General features: G+C 39.8%; 11 protein-coding genes, 16 tRNA genes, 1 rRNA gene and 2 pseudogenes. 23 read left to right on the forward strand and 7 right to left on the reverse strand.

What is annotated here, in order from left to right:
• Positions 1 to 11 precede the first annotated feature (11 nt).
• The 17 genes from rrf (at position 12) to FB379_RS03780 (ending at position 1,734) form a co-directional block, all read left to right on the forward strand.
• Positions 12 to 127 (forward strand): 5S ribosomal RNA (rrf, locus tag FB379_RS03700).
• A 112-nt stretch (positions 128 to 239) separates the two neighbouring features.
• Positions 240 to 314 (forward strand) — tRNA-Asn (locus FB379_RS03705).
• A 3-nt stretch (positions 315 to 317) separates the two neighbouring features.
• Positions 318 to 409: transfer RNA gene (locus FB379_RS03710), tRNA-Ser, on the forward strand.
• A gap of 13 nt (positions 410 to 422) precedes the next feature.
• Positions 423 to 497, forward strand: a tRNA-Glu gene (locus FB379_RS03715).
• Position 498: 1 nt separating this feature from the next.
• Positions 499 to 574, forward strand: a tRNA-Val gene (locus tag FB379_RS03720).
• 108 nt (positions 575 to 682) lie between these two features.
• A tRNA-Met gene (locus tag FB379_RS03725) sits at positions 683 to 759 on the forward strand.
• Between the two features lie 2 nt (positions 760 to 761).
• Positions 762 to 837, forward strand: a tRNA-Asp gene (locus tag FB379_RS03730).
• 5 nt (positions 838 to 842) lie between these two features.
• Positions 843 to 918 (forward strand) — tRNA-Phe (locus FB379_RS03735).
• Positions 919 to 934: 16 nt separating this feature from the next.
• Positions 935 to 1,007: transfer RNA gene (locus FB379_RS03740), tRNA-Thr, on the forward strand.
• Positions 1,008 to 1,019: 12 nt separating this feature from the next.
• Positions 1,020 to 1,104 (forward strand) — tRNA-Tyr (locus tag FB379_RS03745).
• A gap of 4 nt (positions 1,105 to 1,108) precedes the next feature.
• Positions 1,109 to 1,182 (forward strand) — tRNA-Trp (locus FB379_RS03750).
• An 11-nt stretch (positions 1,183 to 1,193) separates the two neighbouring features.
• Positions 1,194 to 1,269, forward strand: a tRNA-His gene (locus FB379_RS03755).
• 12 nt (positions 1,270 to 1,281) lie between these two features.
• Positions 1,282 to 1,356: transfer RNA gene (locus tag FB379_RS03760), tRNA-Gln, on the forward strand.
• A 16-nt stretch (positions 1,357 to 1,372) separates the two neighbouring features.
• Positions 1,373 to 1,447, forward strand: a tRNA-Gly gene (locus tag FB379_RS03765).
• 5 nt (positions 1,448 to 1,452) lie between these two features.
• Positions 1,453 to 1,526, forward strand: a tRNA-Cys gene (locus FB379_RS03770).
• A 9-nt stretch (positions 1,527 to 1,535) separates the two neighbouring features.
• Positions 1,536 to 1,624, forward strand: a tRNA-Leu gene (locus FB379_RS03775).
• Positions 1,625 to 1,650: 26 nt separating this feature from the next.
• A tRNA-Leu gene (locus FB379_RS03780) sits at positions 1,651 to 1,734 on the forward strand.
• Between the two features lie 124 nt (positions 1,735 to 1,858).
• On the opposite strand, the pseudogene FB379_RS03785 reads toward FB379_RS03780, so the two are convergent.
• The 7 genes and pseudogenes from FB379_RS03785 to FB379_RS03815 form a co-directional block, all read right to left on the reverse strand.
• A pseudogene (locus FB379_RS03785) lies at positions 1,859 to 2,068 on the reverse strand (tyrosine-type recombinase/integrase); the annotation flags it as partial.
• A 101-nt stretch (positions 2,069 to 2,169) separates the two neighbouring features.
• Positions 2,170 to 2,520, reverse strand: a complete 351-nt coding sequence (locus FB379_RS03790; RefSeq protein ID WP_029761977.1) for a hypothetical protein — start codon at positions 2,518 to 2,520, stop codon at positions 2,170 to 2,172.
• Between the two features lie 5 nt (positions 2,521 to 2,525).
• Positions 2,526 to 3,630: pseudogene (locus tag FB379_RS03795) on the reverse strand (pre-toxin TG domain-containing protein).
• Positions 3,631 to 3,709: 79 nt separating this feature from the next.
• The gene (locus FB379_RS03800) at positions 3,710 to 4,108 is read right to left on the reverse strand and encodes a hypothetical protein (RefSeq protein ID WP_094244560.1); all 399 of its coding nucleotides are present in this window, start codon (positions 4,106 to 4,108) and stop codon (positions 3,710 to 3,712) included.
• Positions 4,109 to 4,131: 23 nt separating this feature from the next.
• Complete coding sequence (locus tag FB379_RS03805) at positions 4,132 to 4,548, reverse strand: hypothetical protein (RefSeq protein WP_094244561.1); 417 nt, start codon at positions 4,546 to 4,548, stop codon at positions 4,132 to 4,134.
• Positions 4,549 to 4,930: 382 nt separating this feature from the next.
• Positions 4,931 to 6,601, reverse strand: a complete 1,671-nt coding sequence (locus FB379_RS03810; RefSeq protein WP_094244562.1) for a glycerol-3-phosphate dehydrogenase/oxidase — start codon at positions 6,599 to 6,601, stop codon at positions 4,931 to 4,933.
• 398 nt (positions 6,602 to 6,999) lie between these two features.
• Positions 7,000 to 7,560 carry a glycerol-3-phosphate responsive antiterminator gene (locus FB379_RS03815; protein WP_063387204.1) on the reverse strand — a complete coding sequence of 187 codons (561 nt, stop codon included), beginning with the start codon at positions 7,558 to 7,560 and terminating at the stop codon, positions 7,000 to 7,002.
• A 368-nt stretch (positions 7,561 to 7,928) separates the two neighbouring features.
• On the opposite strand from FB379_RS03815, the gene FB379_RS03820 reads away from it, so the two are divergent.
• From FB379_RS03820 to FB379_RS03845, 6 genes are all read left to right on the forward strand, one after another.
• A complete protein-coding gene (locus FB379_RS03820) occupies positions 7,929 to 9,974 on the forward strand; it encodes a sigma 54-interacting transcriptional regulator (protein ID WP_066250993.1) in 2,046 nt (681 codons plus the stop codon).
• 115 nt (positions 9,975 to 10,089) lie between these two features.
• Entirely contained in the window at positions 10,090 to 11,085 is a 996-nt protein-coding gene (gene dhaK, locus FB379_RS03825; RefSeq protein ID WP_144597030.1) for a dihydroxyacetone kinase subunit DhaK, read from the forward strand.
• Positions 11,086 to 11,139: 54 nt separating this feature from the next.
• Positions 11,140 to 11,769, forward strand: coding sequence for a dihydroxyacetone kinase subunit DhaL (gene dhaL / locus FB379_RS03830; RefSeq protein ID WP_144597033.1), 630 nt, complete (start codon positions 11,140 to 11,142; stop codon positions 11,767 to 11,769).
• On the forward strand, positions 11,766 to 12,158 hold the full coding sequence (gene dhaM, locus FB379_RS03835) for a dihydroxyacetone kinase phosphoryl donor subunit DhaM (RefSeq protein ID WP_063387208.1): 393 nt from the start codon (positions 11,766 to 11,768) through the stop codon (positions 12,156 to 12,158). Before dhaL ends, dhaM begins: the two co-directional genes overlap by 4 nt.
• A gap of 24 nt (positions 12,159 to 12,182) precedes the next feature.
• On the forward strand, positions 12,183 to 12,446 hold the full coding sequence (locus tag FB379_RS03840) for an HPr family phosphocarrier protein (RefSeq protein ID WP_066250986.1): 264 nt from the start codon (positions 12,183 to 12,185) through the stop codon (positions 12,444 to 12,446).
• 297 nt (positions 12,447 to 12,743) lie between these two features.
• Positions 12,744 to 13,571 (forward strand): MIP/aquaporin family protein, encoded by an 828-nt coding sequence (locus FB379_RS03845; RefSeq protein ID WP_066250984.1) that lies wholly within the window; start codon positions 12,744 to 12,746, stop codon positions 13,569 to 13,571.
• Positions 13,572 to 13,599 lie beyond the last annotated feature (28 nt).

The raw sequence follows: 13,599 nt of genomic DNA on the forward strand, positions 1-13,599 counted from the left end.
ACAATAATTTGCTTGGTGGCAATGGCGAAGAGGTCACACCCGTTCCCATCCCGAACACGGAAGTTAAGCTCTTCAGCGCCGATGGTAGTGAGGGTCTATCCCTTGTGAGAGTAGGACGCTGCCAGGCAATCACTTTACAATAGAAAAGAAGTTGTAAGTTTATTTCTTTCAATTTGATTCAGCCTATAGAAAATGAGGCATTCTACATAATAGTAATATCAGCTAGTCTTCTTTTACATTCCGCAGTAGCTCAGTGGTAGAGCATTCGGCTGTTAACCGAACGGTCGCAGGTTCGAATCCTGCCTGCGGAGCCATTTGGAGAGCTGTCCGAGTGGTCGAAGGAGCACGATTGGAAATCGTGTAGACGGTCAACGCCGTCTCAAGGGTTCGAATCCCTTGCTCTCCGCCAGAATGAAATTTTTGGCCCGTTGGTCAAGTGGTTAAGACACCGCCCTTTCACGGCGGTAACACGGGTTCGAATCCCGTACGGGTCACCATGGAGGATTAGCTCAGCTGGGAGAGCACTTGCCTTACAAGCAAGGGGTCGGCGGTTCGATCCCGTCATCCTCCACCATGTACATAGTAAATAAAATGAATATTAATGAATTTCGGCGCTAGGGCCACAGCATGTTATGATATGTATACATAATTTTTGTGTGAAGAGTGTTTATTGTTTTATCGGCGCGGGGTGGAGCAGTCCGGTAGCTCGTCGGGCTCATAACCCGAAGGTCGCAGGTTCAAATCCTGCCCCCGCAACCAATGGTCCCGTAGTGTAGCGGTTAACATGCCTGCCTGTCACGCAGGAGATCGCGGGTTCGATTCCCGTCGGGACCGCCATAAAAGGCTCGGTAGCTCAGTCGGTAGAGCAAAGGACTGAAAATCCTTGTGTCGGCGGTTCGATTCCGTCCCGAGCCACCATTATATGTATACATATGCCGGTGTAGCTCAATTGGTAGAGCAACTGACTTGTAATCAGTAGGTTGGGGGTTCGATTCCTCTCGCCGGCATTTTTTACAATCGGAGGGGTAGCGAAGTGGCTAAACGCGGCGGACTGTAAATCCGCTCCCTTAGGGTTCGGCGGTTCGAATCCGTCCCCCTCCACCATGATAGGGGCATAGTTTAACGGTAGAACAGAGGTCTCCAAAACCTCCGGTGTGGGTTCGATTCCTACTGCCCCTGCCATTTATAAGATGGCGACTGTGGCGAAGTGGTTAACGCACCAGATTGTGGCTCTGGCATTCGTGGGTTCGATTCCCATCAGTCGCCCCATATTAATATCATTGGGCTATAGCCAAGCGGTAAGGCAACGGACTTTGACTCCGTGATGCGCTGGTTCGAATCCAGCTAGCCCAGCCACCTTTTAAATTTAAGTGCGGAAGTAGTTCAGTGGTAGAACACCACCTTGCCAAGGTGGGGGTCGCGGGTTCGAATCCCGTCTTCCGCTCCAATAATGGCGGCATAGCCAAGTGGTAAGGCAGAGGTCTGCAAAACCTTTATCCCCGGTTCGAATCCGGGTGCCGCCTCCATTATTACAAGCCGGGGTGGCGGAATTGGCAGACGCACAGGACTTAAAATCCTGCGGTAGGTGACTACCGTACCGGTTCAAGTCCGGTCCTCGGCACCAGTGAGGAATTGTATCAATTTCATTACGCCGATGTGGCGGAACTGGCAGACGCGCACGACTCAAAATCGTGTTCCCTTGCGGGAGTGTGGGTTCGACTCCCACCATCGGCATCATTAGTATCCGATATCTCACGATCAAAAATCGTGGAAGCTTTAAAACGACTGCAAACGCAGTCGTTTTTCATTTTTTGGAAAACCGGAAGAATCCGATAGAATTCGAAAAAATTTTGCACGGCTATTTTGTATGGTAGAGCTCCTCCATTGCAACGTCTACCTGCCGGGATTCTTTTTGCTCCATCTCGTCCAAAATGTGTGAATACGTCTGCAATGTTGTCACAATGTCCTTATGACCAAGATGTCGAGAAACGTATTTAATATTCACCCCTTTATATAGGAGCATTGATGCGTGAGTGTGGCGAAGGCCATAACAAGTAATTGGCTTAATCCCGATCGTACCGCCTTTGTTTTTTTGTCATGTAGACACCTCATTTTTTAGTCTATTATTACTATAATAATCTGTGTCTACTTTTAGTCTAACATTACTTGTTACCTATTCTCTTCATCATACTCCAAAAATAGGTCTTGTAAATCTCCATTAATTGGTTCATTATTATTGTTAATTGTCACTTTAAACTCAATATCCTCTTCTCCTATTGATACTACCCCATCTAACACCCCTAAAATATTAGATACAGCATCCACTTCTACTTGTTCGATTATTTTAAATAATATTTCTTTATTTTTATCTGATAGTTCTGAATAAAACATCAACGCTTCTTTCCAATAAGGGTCTGTAACTTCATTAATATCAGTATTATTGAATATATCTCGATAAAAATTACGATTTTCTTTTATAATTGACTGATGTAAAAGTTTAACAAACTCTTCTTTATTCATATATCTCATCTCCTTCTCATCTCTGGATACAATTGTTTATTTAATTCAATTAATTTTCGAAGTTGAGAATTAGGAATGTCTGGATATACTCTTCTTAACTCCATTATATCTCTTGCTAATAATTGTCTTACACTCTCAATTCCTTTTGAACTTCTCAAAACTATTCCCCTAGGACCTTTTCTTGTATGTCCAGCTTTTGGTATTAATATTGCTGGTGCATTATTTGGATCATAATTTCGAATGAATTTTTTCATAATTGCTTTTTGTCCAACATGATGTGCATCTAACCTCGGTACACCTTTTATTTCTTTATATAATCCTACATCATACTTACTAAATTTACCCGTACCCTTACCGTCCACCTCATCCCCAGTTTTGCCAATCATGTTAATCGCAGTTTCTTTTACTTCTTCCTTAGCCTTGCTCATCCATGCGCGGGACGCTGGACCAATTCCCGCCAAGGCTGGCTGCCATTGGACAGACGAAACGCTGGTAAGACGGTCATCCCATTGCTTCTTAAAATATCGCAGCGTTTTGGTAATCGGCGCTTTCACGACTTGGAGGTACGCCGCTTGAAAGACAGACATCATTTTATCATAGCGGAGAACATATTTCATTTGCGGGACCAATTTCGAAACATCCGCTGCTATCCCGGCCGCTTTCGCTCCTTTGATCCCCGCTTTTCCAGCGATTCCTGCCCCTTTGGCTGGAGGAATGACGGACAACAATAACATTCCTCCCGTAACCAGGCGGTCCCATCCGGATATCCGTTCTCCAGTAATCGGGTCGTATTCTCCAAACAACCGCTACAAGTCATACCAGCCAAGAAGCTCCAGACTGAATTCTTTTATGTTGTCGGCGAGCGTTTGGTCTGCCTGTCTGATGGACGCGGCCGTCTGATACAGCAGTTCCTCCGCTTCATTCAGCTTTTCTCCATAGCGGTCGAGCCAATGAATCAGTTCGTCTGTAAGCTCGCGGATGGCGGCGGAACCGATGCCGGGAATCTCCATGGCAAAAAGAGGGAATCTCCTGGGAAAGCAAGGTCCGCGCGCGTTGTATAGAGCATTGCTCTATATAGTTTATTCGAAGTGCTCCTTGAGGAATAAACAATCCGCTTGAACTTTTTGTTCAAGCGGATTGTTTATTTATCGATATATTAGGGAATCTTGCTTCACACACTATAACAAAATTACTTTACCGTAATACTAGGAGGATATATTGATAATATTTCAATTACATCATTAGAAGTTAAAAATACATAATGTTCTACCTCTCTTGACTCGTATATACCGCAACTTTCTTTATGAAACCATTTCAAATATTCTGAGTTTTTAACTTTAAATAAAGACCAATCACTATAAAAATCTGTACCGTAATATTGATCTAAATAATTTAGCGTTTCTAATAACGAACCTTCATCAGTATTTCTATACGATAATACTCCTTCTTTAAAATTCACTACAACTTTTTTTTCACCATTTTCATCACTAAATTCTAAAATAACACCATCTTTACCATCCAAAAGCATATCATTATAAATTGTTGAAGGTATATCATCTAGCGGTATCCATCTTTTCCATTGTTCCATAAAACTTCCTCCATATTTGTTTTCTAGTAACGAAACTTTATTCTCTTCTTGCCATCTTGAATTTCAAGTGTAGGACGGCCATCACTACTTCTCTTTCTAACAATAACTGTTCTTCCATCCTTTAAAATACCGACTTTGAGGTCAGGCGTATCCTTAGTAATTTTAGGTCCCAACGAGTGAAAGTCATTCATTGCTTCACTAAATCCACCAGATAACTCATACTGAATAGTTCTTCCTTTTGTTGCTCTTCCAGGCTTAGCAACTTTAATTAAATCATCAACTGTTTTGCCAGTACCCTTAGTGCTAAGTTCAATGCCATCGTTGCCTGCTTTACCTTCGCCTAGATTTAACCCCGTCTTCTCACTCAGATAAGCTCGAACTTTATTCTCCAATCCATTGGTGTTCTCGTCCGGAACTTTAACGTTCCCAATCCCTTCCATGGCAAATCCCATTTGCCGGTCAGGGATTGAATTTTTCAGATTGGTCAGGCTATGTCAATTGTTGGGGTGCACTGGATGTGAAATGCTTGATACAGCTGTTCTAAGTTAGACCTTGCATTACTTTGCGTCATCCACTTCTTAAAAACTTTTTACATAATAAGCTTTCTTTAATATGATTTTTTGTATTTACGAATTTAAGAAATAACCGGTGCAAAGTTCAACACCACCATTATCGAAAAAAATCCCCTCATAAGTAAACAGTAAATTGATGCATATTTACTGTCTCCTTATAGGGGGATGCTGTCAAAATTCGGCTACTTTTTCCTTTTCGTTCAAATAACCGGATAATAAAAGCCTTTGCTGTCATTATATATTTTGTCTATTATTGTTTTTCATCAACAGGCGTGACGGCGTCGTGCAGATATGTTTCTAATTCTTTGCGATAACGGTTTTGCTCCTCTTCTGTCCACTCCAAGTTTTTCGCCATATATTGAATAACGGATTCCTTCCATTGGTGAACTGAATGAATTTCAAAAAATAACGATCCCGTTCTCCGGATAAAGAAGTCCTCCGGTTTTACGACCATCTCTTCTTCTAAGGCATATTGAAGCTGGGCTAAAACATCAATCGGTAATTGAAACTCATCTCTTACTTTCTTTAATTCAACTGCCAGTTCAAACACCCGGTCTACATTCGTTCCATATAATCGGACCAATCTTTCCGATTGTTTTCTGCTAAATCCCAATTTTTCTCCCTGTTCAACTTTTTTAGTTACGAACGATTCAAAATTTGTTGAACCTCCGAAATCTCCTCCCGAAATCGGCAGGTTTTTCGTTCTGCAAGGGGAAAATGCTTCGTTTTCTTCCTCTTTTAATAATTTGGCAACAAGATCAACGATCGTTTCTGCCATTTTACGGTATCCTGTTAATTTTCCGCCGGCAATGGTAATAATACCTGAATCAGACGTCCAAATTTCATCTTTGCGTGATATTTCAGAAGGACTTTTTCCTTCTTCATGGATTAATGGTCTGAGCCCGGCCCAGCTTGATTCAATATCTTCCACGGTGATATGGACCGTTGGGAACATATAATTAATGGCCTTAATAAGATAATCTCGATCTTCAACAGTCATTTTAGGATGTGCAATATCCCCATCATAGAAAGTATCTGTTGTGCCAACGTAAGTTTTTCCATCACGCGGAATGGCAAACACCATTCGTCCATCAGGTGTATCAAAATAGATCGCTTGTTTTAATGGGAATCGGCTTTGGTCAAAAACAAGGTGAATTCCTTTTGACAAAATCAAATGTTTTCCTTTTAAAGAGTGATCTTTTTCCCGTAACGTATCGACCCAAGGGCCTGTTGCATTTATAATTTTCTTTGCGAACACTTGATATGATTCTCCTGTTAATTGATCAACAACTTTTACACCTACGGCTTTGCCTTGTTCATAAATAAATTCGTCTACCTTTGCATAGTTAATCGCTTTTGCACCGCATTCGACTGCCTTTTTCATAACTTCAATTGTCAAGCGGGCATCGTCAGTTCGATATTCGACATAATATCCTCCGCCTAATAATCCATCTTGCTTTAATAAAGGTTCTTTATCAATAGTTTGCTTTGCATTCAACATCGTTCTTCGTTCGCTTTTCTTCACGTCAGCAAGGTAATCGTAAATTTTCAGTCCAATGGATGTGCTCCATTTACCGAATGTTCCTCCTTTATAAATCGGAAGAAGCATCCATTCAGGTGTAGTTACATGCGGGCCATTTTCATAGACGATCGCGCGTTCTTTCCCAACTTCAGCGACTAACTTCACTTCCAGCTGTTTTAAATAACGGAGGCCTCCGTGCACAAGCTTCGTGGAACGGCTTGAGGTTCCTGCGGCAAAATCCTGCATCTCAAATAAAACTGTTTTCATTCCACGTGTTGTTGCATCAAGTGCAATTCCTGCACCTGTAATACCACCGCCAATAATGATTACATCAAACTGTTTTCCATCGACGTCTTTTAATATTTCTTGTCTTTGATAAGCAAATACATTTTTGTTCATTTGTTATTCCTCCTGTGATCCGTCAAAAGTCCTAAAAAAAGAGACCACATACACACTACGCTTCTTCTACAGACGTAATGCTATGTGGTCTCTCCTTGTCTCCAACCGAATATTAACTTTGAATGTATTATAGCATATTCTTCATCTTCTGAAAATTCTTTTGTATGCGAATTTAAAATTCAAAGCTTTTCCCCATAATGAACTTTTCTTTATTCAGTTGATGAAGAATCAGTGTTTGAAAACGCTATTGACACCATCGCACAAGCCATTTTTTCTTCATTCAATTGATGAAGATGGCTTGCGTCTTTCATGTCTTCTACAGCGTTTCTGAAACTGAATGTCTAAAACTGCCGCCAAAACCTAAAGCATCGAAAAATTGGGTAGCCATTCAAAATAAATTATGACTGTTCAAATTCTTTCCATAATTGCTTATTGGATGTTGTCACGGCTGCAGCACCAGCTTGTAAAGCATTGTTGACATCGTCAATACTGCGGATAAATCCACCAGCAAAGATCGGGATTTGAATTCGTTGATGAATTTCAGCAATAATGTTCGGCATGGCGCCAGGTAAAACCTCAATCACATCGGGTTTTGTTTTTTCTAATAAGGAATAGCTTTTTTCTAAAGCGTTTGAGTCAATGAGAAAAACTCGTTGAATAGCCAATACGCCTTTTTGTTTCGCTTTCAAAACGACACTTGCTTTTGTCGAAAGCAGTCCATAGGGCTTGAAGGACTGGCATAAATATTCGGTTGCGTATTCATCATTTTTAAGACCATGTATTAAATCAACATGCAATAACAAGTTTTTACAATGCTGCTTAGAAATATTGACGATATTTTTCAACTGGGCAATATGGACATCTAATAACACACCATATGCATAGGAACTCTGAAGAAAAATTTCAAAATCCTTCATATTGCGAATCGCTGGAATAATTTTTTGATCTTTATATTCCATTGTTCGTTCCACCTTTTTTATTATTGGCAAAAAATCAGTGTGAATTCAGCTTTCAAACTTAATTGAAACAGAGAAGAGGTCTTTGCTTCAAGTCTCTAGAAAAAAAGAAATCCACAACAAAACACCCCTTCATCCAAACGACTAAAGGGAATTGATGTGGATCTCCTTCTCTCCGCTACAATTTATTAACTTATTAATATTGTACCATAAACAAAAGCGCTGTCAAAGCAATGAGAACATCCACGCATGATCGTTTACAGGGTGAAAAAAATTTTTTAATCGTGAGATTCATAACTACTATCTATTTCAAAAAATTTTCCAGTAATCCTGTTAACAAGTATATTAAAATGGAAAAAGGAGGGGATTTCATGTTCATTAAATTAACAGTTTACAAAAAGAACGGTCTTCATGTCCGGATGGCAGCAGCTTTTATTTCGCTGCTTCAAAATCTCATACAAAATAAAGAGATATTAAAAAAGACGTACGTTCTCTATCAGGATAAAAAAGTTCAAGTGAATAATCTATTATCTTTAGTGTCCTTAAAGATTGGACAAGGAGAGGAATTTATCCTGCATTTTGAAGAAAAAATAGACGATCAAATCGTCCAGCAGATAAAAGATTTTTTTGAACAAACGGATCTTGAAGATTCCCAGCAAGCAGAAACAGATCGACTTCTCATGGAAAATTCCATTACCCTTCATGAGGCCATATCTGCTTTACCGAATGGAATCGTCGTTGTGAATAGCGACAATATCATCACTTATGTCAATGCAGCTGCAGCAAAACTTTTGGAAAAAGATCCTCATGAGCTTATCAATCAACGCGCTGACGAAGTGATTCCCCATTCAAGATTGCATGAAGTACTGAAGACAGGAAAAATGGAATTATCCAAAAAGCAAGAAATCAACCATCATACATTGTTAACAACCCGTTCGCCAATTATTTTTAATGGAAAAACGATTGGGGCTGTTGCTATTTTTCAAGATATATCTACCATTGAGAAAATCAGTAAAGAATTGAATGAAGTAAAAGAGCTGCAGCAGCGATTAAATCTTGTTTTAAAATCTGTCTCAGATTTAATCGGATTAACAGATAAAAATGGAAATTTTATATACAAAAATGATGAAATGGATGTTTTGTTAAAAAAATTAAACAGTGTCCCAAACATTCAATCAATAATCGGCCAACACGAGTGGGAAAATATTAAAAGCACTCAAAATCAGATTATGAAACTAATTCAAGTAAACCAACAATCTAGTTATATTACAAAAATAAATCCTATTTTCGTTGACGATGAATTTCGCGGAACAGTCGCCACCATGACTCCTTTCGATGATATTAAAAAGCTCCTCGAAAAAATTGATCTAATGGAGCAAAGAACAAAATATTTGGAAATGGAGCTGTCCAAACATCAAGGATTTGATGAGGCATTTCATAAGATTATAGGAAACAGCGAGACATTAAAAGATTCCTTAACAATCGCCGCAAAGGTTGCAAAAACAAATTCGACAGTGATTATTACAGGAGAAAGCGGAACAGGGAAAGAACTTGTTGCTAAGGCTATTCATGAAGCAAGCGACAGAAAGAATAACCTATTTATTCGAGTGAATTGTGCAGCCATCCCTCCTCAATTAATGGAAAGCGAATTATTTGGTTATGAAAAGGGAGCCTTTACAGGAGCGTATAAAACACATCGAGGAAAATTTGAACTCGCTAATAAAGGTACGATTTTTTTAGATGAAATCGGTGATTTAAGTTTGGATTTGCAAGCAAAAATTTTACGTGTGCTGCAGGAAAGGGAAGTGGAAAGAATTGGCGGATATGCGCCCATTCAGCTTGATGTTAGGGTAATTGCCGCGACTCACCGTGATCTCAAAAAAATGGTAGATGAGGGCAGTTTTCGCGAGGATCTTTATTATCGGTTGAATGTTGTCCCAATTCATCTGCCGCCTTTAAGGGCAAGAAAAGAAGATATTCCCCTTTTGGTGGAGGCGTTTCGAAAACAATTGAATGCTAGATTGGGAAAAAATATCAAAGGGTATGAAAAAGGATTTATGGAAGCATTGTGCAGTTACCATTGGCCAGGAAATATTAGAGAATTACAAAATGTAATTGAACGGTTATTTAATCTCGCAGATGAAGAAATTTTGCGATGCAAGGATTTACCTTACTACATCTCGAACCCTCAATGTCAAGAAAATAAAAAAATAATGCAGAAACAGAGTATCAATTTTGGCAACGAAGTGCTGACCTTCAAAGAATATGAAAAACAAATTTTTTCGTTTGCTTGTCAATATTACCCAAGCTATAACCAATTAGCGAAAGCGCTTGGGATCACTCATAAAACGGCAGCTAAAAAAATAAGAGAATATGGATTGGAGCATTTAGTTGGGAAAAAGTATCAAATGGATTGATATTTTTTCCCGATGAACTCGGCACAAAAATATGAAAACGCATCCGTAAAGCGCTTTCGTTGTTGGCATCATTTTTGCATTAATAAAAAGTGCAAAGTTAAGAGGAGGTATGTCTATGAAAAAATTAATCAATGATCCTAATCAAGTAGTTGAAGACATGTTAGCAGGGATGGTGGCGGCTCATTCTAATCGAATGAAGAGATTGCCAAATACAAACGTAATCGTAAGAAAAGAAGCGCCTATTCAAGGAAAAGTTGGCTTGGTTAGCGGCGGAGGAAGCGGTCATGAGCCTTCACATGCTGGTTATGTAGGTAAAGGAATGCTAGACGGAGCGGTATGCGGAGAAGTGTTCACTTCCCCAACCCCAGATCAAATTTTTGAGGCGATTCAAGCGGTTGATAGCGGAAATGGGGTGTTATTGATTATTAAAAATTACACTGGCGACATTATGAATTTTGAAATGGCTGCCGAAATGGCTGAAGCAGAAGGAATCAACGTAGCAAAAGTGGTTGTGAATGATGATGTAGCTGTGGAGGATAGTACATATACGACTGGCCGGCGGGGAATAGCAGGTACGGTTTTCGTTCATAAAATTGCCGGTGCATTAGCGGAAAAGGGTGCAACGCTAAAAGAAGTAGAAGCAGTAGCTAAGAAAGTTGTGGAAAATGTTCGGTCAATGGGAATGGCCTTAACTCCATGCACTGTTCCAGCAGCAGGAAAACCTGGCTTCGAGCTCGGAGAAAATGAAATCGAAATTGGAATGGGGATCCACGGAGAACCTGGCATTGAAAAAACACAAATCCAGCCAGCGGATGAAATCGCACAAATACTTCTTGAAAAAATTTTAGATGACTTAAAACTTGAGGAAAACGACAAGGTTGCGGTCATGATCAACGGTCTAGGTGCAACACCATTAATGGAATTATATATTATGAACAAAAAAGTCTCTGAGGTCCTAAAGGATAAGAACATTTATATACATGAAACGTTTGTTGGTGAATTTATGACATCGCTTGAAATGGCTGGCTGCTCTATTTCGTTATTAAAATTAGACGATCAACTCATTGAGTTGTTAGACGCACAAGCGGATACAATCGCATTCAAAAAATAGCAATCTCGCTTTCTTGCAGTCTGTCTATAGAAGGAATATGAGGAGAGATGATCAATGACATTTGACGTTGAACAGGCTAAAAAATGGATCATAACTTTTAACGATAAAATTCAGGAAAATAAGGAGTATTTAACGGAGCTGGATCAAGCAATTGGCGATGGAGACCATGGATTAAATATGGCACGGGGATTTCAGGAAACCGTCAAGAAAATTACAGAAGGCAAATATGATGATCTTGGTTCTTTGTTTAAAGATGTTGGCATGACTTTAATTGCTAAAGTAGGCGGAGCTTCAGGTCCGTTATATGGAACAGCTTTCATGAAAGCTTCTCTTGCTTTAAAGGGTAAAAAAGAAGTTGATATAAAGGCTTTAGTTGAGGCATTAGCAGCATCATTGGATGGGTTAAAAGTTAGGGGAAAGGCACAAGTAGGAGATAAAACGATGATCGATGTTTGGGAGCCTGTCATTGAGTATATGAAAAATCGTGAAACGATTCATTCTAAAGAGCTTACTGATTTATCTAAAGAGAAAATGGACGGCACAAAAGAGCTTGAGGCAAAGAAAGGCCGTGCGGCTTATTTAGGAAAGCGTTCTATTGGTCATATTGATCCTGGGGCAGCTTCATCGTATTTATTGTTTGCTTCCTTAGCTGAATTGTTCGAAGAAGGAGAGGTGGCCCAATGAAATATGTAAGTCTTGTCTTAATTTCACACAGCTATGAAATTGTAAGCGGCCTAAAAAAGCTTCTGAATCAAGTTCAACCTGAAGTATCTGTAGCCATCGCTGGAGGGGTTGAAGGCGATATCGGAACAAATGCATTAGACATTAAGGAAGCAATTGAATCAGTCTATTCTGAGAAAGGCGTTGTCGTTTTGTTTGATTTAGGGAGTGCACTCATTAATGCTGAAATGGCTATTGAGATGCTAGAGAACAATGAAAACATTATAATAGCCGATGCTCCTCTCGTAGAAGGAGCTTATGCAGCGGTCGTTGAGGCTGGTTTGGGAAGCTCGATTGAAGAGGTCGTTCGAGCTGGCGAGAGTGCAAAGGAACTTGTCAAAATCAATGACTAGCGAGAAAAATTAGGAGTGAACTCAATGATCGAAAAAGAGATTACTGTGACCATTGAAAATGGTCTGCATGCCAGACCAGCAGCAGATTTTGTGAAAAAAGTAAACCAGTATAAAAGCAAGGTTGAGTTAATGATCGGCGACAGAAGGATTAACGCGAAAAGTATTCTTCAGCTTATGAGCGTTGCCATAATGGAGGGACAGACGATCAAAGTGATGACTGATGGAGAAGATGAGAAAGACGCATTAGCGTTTATTGATTTTTTTCTCCAATCAGGTAAAGAATCGTAATCAAGCCTTTGCTTTTGAATTGTTGCAAAAATTCATATTAGGTTCATGGGTCCCATTTCCTAGAACTTACTTCAAAACAAATAATATCATAATTCAAAAAAAGTGATTGACAACGCTTTCTTTTTGTAATAATCTGAAATCAAGTTAATATTTGTGATGGAGAAATGGAGATCCACAGTAATTCCCTGTATGCAGCCTGCATACTAAGGGGGGAATTTGCTGCGGATCTTTTTTATTGACCAAAATTGTAGTCTTTTCGCAAGAGATAACAAATATATGAAAAAGGAGGAAACTTTGATGTCTGCATTTTTAGGTGAGTTAATTGGCACCATGATTTTGATTGTTTTTGGGGGTGGAGTTGTCGGCGGTGTTGTACTTAAAAAATCAAAAGCTGAAAATTCAGGCTGGATTGTTATTACGATGGGATGGGGTCTTGCCGTAGCGATGGCGGTATATGCTGTAGGTCAATTTAGCGGAGCCCATCTTAATCCGGCTGTAACCATCGGATTAGCTGCAATCGGTTCTTTCCCATGGAGTGATGTACCGACCTATATTATTGCCCAAATGATTGGTGCATTTATCGGTGCTGTGATCGTTTATTTGCACTATTTGCCCCACTGGCAAGCGACCGATGACCAAGGTGCAAAATTAGCCGTATTCTCAACAGATCCTGCAATCAAAAATCCTGCAGCGAATCTTTTAAGTGAAGTTATTGGTACATTCATTTTGTTGCTTGGATTGTTGGCACTTGGAGCGAATAAATTTGCAGAAGGAATGAACCCGTTCATTGTTGGATTTCTCATCGTTGCAATAGGTCTCTCCTTAGGCGGAACTACGGGTTACGCCATCAATCCTGCCCGTGATTTAGGTCCGAGAATTGCTCATTTTATTCTGCCGATTCCAGGTAAAGGAATCTCTAACTGGGGTTATGCTTGGATTCCTGTTGTAGGGCCGATTATTGGGGGAACGTATGGAGCGTTATTTTATAAATGGGCTTTTGAAGGAGTCAGTACCTCTGCTTTTTGGATTTTCACAATTGTTGTAGCAGCTATCGTTGTGGCAGCGCTAGTAAGCAATAAAGAACAAAGCTTGAATGTCTATAAGAAAACGAAAGCAACACTTTAAGTTTATAATTTTAATAAAAAATGAGGTG

Origin of the sequence: Aeribacillus composti, from assembly GCF_007827555.1 — a bacterium.
Taxonomy (GTDB): domain Bacteria; phylum Bacillota; class Bacilli; order Bacillales; family Aeribacillaceae; genus Aeribacillus; species Aeribacillus composti.

What these genes read in the sequence shown, in the direction of transcription:
- FB379_RS03810 (WP_094244562.1), bottom strand. Translation starts at nt 6,601, where the DNA reads ATGAACAAAAATGTATTTGCTTATCAAAGACAAGAAATATTAAAAGAC.
- FB379_RS03800 (WP_094244560.1), bottom strand. Translation starts at nt 4,108, where the DNA reads ATGGAACAATGGAAAAGATGGATACCGCTAGATGATATACCTTCAACA.
- FB379_RS03815 (WP_063387204.1), bottom strand. Translation starts at nt 7,560, where the DNA reads ATGGAATATAAAGATCAAAAAATTATTCCAGCGATTCGCAATATGAAG.
- dhaM (WP_063387208.1), top strand. Translation starts at nt 11,766, where the DNA reads ATGAAATATGTAAGTCTTGTCTTAATTTCACACAGCTATGAAATTGTA.
- FB379_RS03840 (WP_066250986.1), top strand. Translation starts at nt 12,183, where the DNA reads ATGATCGAAAAAGAGATTACTGTGACCATTGAAAATGGTCTGCATGCC.
- FB379_RS03845 (WP_066250984.1), top strand. Translation starts at nt 12,744, where the DNA reads ATGTCTGCATTTTTAGGTGAGTTAATTGGCACCATGATTTTGATTGTT.
- FB379_RS03790 (WP_029761977.1), bottom strand. Translation starts at nt 2,520, where the DNA reads ATGAATAAAGAAGAGTTTGTTAAACTTTTACATCAGTCAATTATAAAA.
- dhaK (WP_144597030.1), top strand. Translation starts at nt 10,090, where the DNA reads ATGAAAAAATTAATCAATGATCCTAATCAAGTAGTTGAAGACATGTTA.
- FB379_RS03820 (WP_066250993.1), top strand. Translation starts at nt 7,929, where the DNA reads ATGTTCATTAAATTAACAGTTTACAAAAAGAACGGTCTTCATGTCCGG.
- FB379_RS03805 (WP_094244561.1), bottom strand. Translation starts at nt 4,548, where the DNA reads ATGGAAGGGATTGGGAACGTTAAAGTTCCGGACGAGAACACCAATGGA.
- dhaL (WP_144597033.1), top strand. Translation starts at nt 11,140, where the DNA reads ATGACATTTGACGTTGAACAGGCTAAAAAATGGATCATAACTTTTAAC.